The sequence below is a fragment of the Streptomyces sp. DH24 genome, from assembly GCF_029813775.1.
Classification (GTDB): Bacteria; Actinomycetota; Actinomycetes; order Streptomycetales; family Streptomycetaceae; genus Streptomyces.
This window is the reverse complement of record NZ_JARVKW010000088.1, coordinates 1-2,556: the sequence shown is the minus strand read 5'-3', so window position 1 is coordinate 2,556 and position 2,556 is coordinate 1. Positions and strand designations below refer to the sequence as shown.

The 2,556-nt window shown below is 67.3% G+C and carries 2 protein-coding genes and 1 pseudogene; all 3 read left to right on the top strand.

Annotated elements, in window-relative coordinates; genetic code table 11:
* Positions 1-121 (top strand): carboxyl transferase domain-containing protein (locus QC282_RS32380; RefSeq protein WP_336621083.1); only part of this gene is annotated, 121 nt, incomplete at its 5' end.
* A 323-nt stretch (positions 122-444) separates the two neighbouring features.
* On the top strand, positions 445-1,323 hold the full coding sequence (locus tag QC282_RS31940; protein WP_279553092.1) for an AfsR/SARP family transcriptional regulator: 879 nt from the start codon (positions 445-447) through the stop codon (positions 1,321-1,323).
* A 323-nt stretch (positions 1,324-1,646) separates the two neighbouring features.
* A pseudogene (locus QC282_RS31935) lies at positions 1,647-2,556 on the top strand (Fe-S oxidoreductase); the annotation flags it as partial.

Sequence of the window (2,556 nt, the reverse complement as noted above, 5' to 3'; positions counted from 1 at the left end):
CCTCGTCGACGACGTCATCGACCCCGCCGAAACCCGCGAAGTCCTCATCCGCTCCCTGGCCATGCTCCAGACCAAACACGCCGACCTGCCCTCCCGCAAGCACGGCAACCCGCCCCAGTAACCCGGCAGTCGGGCCGCAGCGACGTCAAACCGCGCGAGAGGTCTGTTACCTCGTCCTGGATCGTCTGCCGTGCCCGCAAGGTTGCCCGTTTGTCAGAGACGTTTCCTGCGCAGGGGTCCACGGGCTCCTGCGCACGTATTCGCGGGCCCGCGACCCCAGTTCGTGCAAATATGCATGTCAGAGGTGGCGTGCGAGGAGGCCACGCGGGCGCCGCTGTACCGTGCAGCAAAACAGCGCAACTGGTTTGCTATTGACAAACCGTCCGGCCTGTTTTGTACTCGTGAGGTGCCGGATAACAGCACACTCATCTAGGGGGCAGCGGCGTGCAGATCGACGTACTGGGCGTATTGGACGTCAGGGAGAACGGGGTGTCCGTCGCCCCCACTGCACCGAAGCCCCGGCAGGTGCTCGCCCTTCTGGCGCTGCACGCCGACCGGGTGGTGCCGGTCTCCGCTCTCATCGAGGAACTGTGGGCGGGACAGCCGCCGCGCAGCGCGCGCACCACGCTGCAGACCTACGTCCTGCAGCTGCGGGACCTCATCACGCTCGCGCTGGAGAGAGACACGCCCGCCGAGCCCGACGCCACCCCGCGGCGCAGCGCCAAGGACGTCCTGGTCACCTCGCCCGGCGGTTACATGCTCGTCTCCAACGGCGGGACCAGCGATGTCCGGGAGTTCGAACGGCTTTCGGGCATGGGCTACCGCGCGATCGACGCGGGGGACTTCCAGGGGGCCTCGCGTCTGCTGCGCGAGGCGCTCGCCCTGTGGAGCGGGTCGGCCTTCGCCGACGTGCAGACCGGTGCGCAGCTGGAGATGGAGGCCCAGCGGCTGGAGGAGAGCCGGCTGTGCGCCCTCGACCAGCGCATCGAGGCGGACCTGCGGCTCGGCCGCCACCGCGAACTGCTCGCGGAACTGACGGTGCTGACGAGACGTTACCGCGCCCACGAGAACCTGCACGCCCAGTTCATGCTGGCGCTGCACCGCTCGGGGCGGCGCGGCGAGGCCCTCGACGTCTACCACCGGCTGCGCGGCACCCTCGTACGGGACCTGGGCCTGGAGCCCTCCGCGCGGCTGCGCCGGCTCCAGCAGTCGATCCTGATGGCCGCGCCGGAGACGCCGCTCGTGGCGGAGCAGCAGATGCCCGCCACGGTCGCGCTCTCCGCCGAGCGCGCGGTCAGAGGGCGCCCGATACCCGCGAACTGACGTGTGAGGGGCGGGCGTCCAAGGCCCCGCAAGGAACTGCAAGGAACTGCAAGGTCCTTTGGGGCCTTCGGGGGCATTTCAGGAGACTTCAGGGGGACTTCGGGGGAGGGCTCCGGGGGCAGGGGCCGGGTGGACATCACCCGGCCCCTGTTCCGTCGAGCCGGTGCAGGCGGGCGTATGGCCCCGGGTGCTCGGCCAAGGCATGCCTCAGCGGCGTAGATCACCGCGCGCGTGGCTGCAGGGTGGCGCAATAAGTGGGTAGTCTCAGACGAACTGAATTAAGTTACCGCTTAGTAATTGAGCTCGGTTCGAGGAGCCCACTCATGCAACTCGCCGCGATCGTCGTGTCGCTGGTCTTAATCGTGATCGGCCTCGCGCTGTTCTGCCGGGCCACGGCGCAGATCTACCGCTTCGTGCGGCTCGGTCAGCCCGTTCCCGAGGGGCTGCGGACGAACAACCCCTATCAGCGCAGTCTCACGCTGGCCAAGGAGTTCATCGTCCACACCCGGATGAACCGCTGGGGTGTCGTCGGGGCGGCGCACTGGTTCGTGGCAGTGGGCTTCTATACGCTGCTGCTGACGATCGTCAATGCCACCGGTCAGCTCTTCGAGCCGGACTGGGTGCTGCCGTTCCTGGGGCACTTCCCGCCCTACAACATGATGGTCGAGTTCCTGGGGACGACGACGGCGCTGGGCATCGTGACCCTGATCGTCATCCGTCAGCTGAACCGGCCCTCGGGTCCGGGACGCAAGTCGCGGTTCGCGGGGTCGAAGACGGGCCAGGCGTATTTCGTCGAGACGGTCATCGTCATCGTGGGGACCTGCATCGTGGTGCTGCACGCCCTGGAGGGCGCGCTGCACCACGTCGACCACTACCAGGCCTCGTACTTCATCACCTACCCGCTGGTCGACTGGTTCGGCGGGATGAGCGAGTCGACGCTGCACAACCTCGTCTTCTTCTTCGCCGGTCTGAAGGTCAGCACGTCGTTCATCTGGATGATCGTGGTCTCGCTGAACACGAACATGGGTGTGGCCTGGCACCGGTTCCTCGGGTTCCCGAACATCTGGTTCAAGCGGAACGCGGACGGCTCGACGGCGCTGGGCGCTCTGTTGCCGATGACGTCGGGCGGGAAGCCGATCGACTTCACCGATCCCGGTGACGACGACGTGTTCGGTGTCTCGCAGGTCGAGCAGTTCTCCTGGAAGGGCCTGCTGGACTTCTCCACCTGCACCG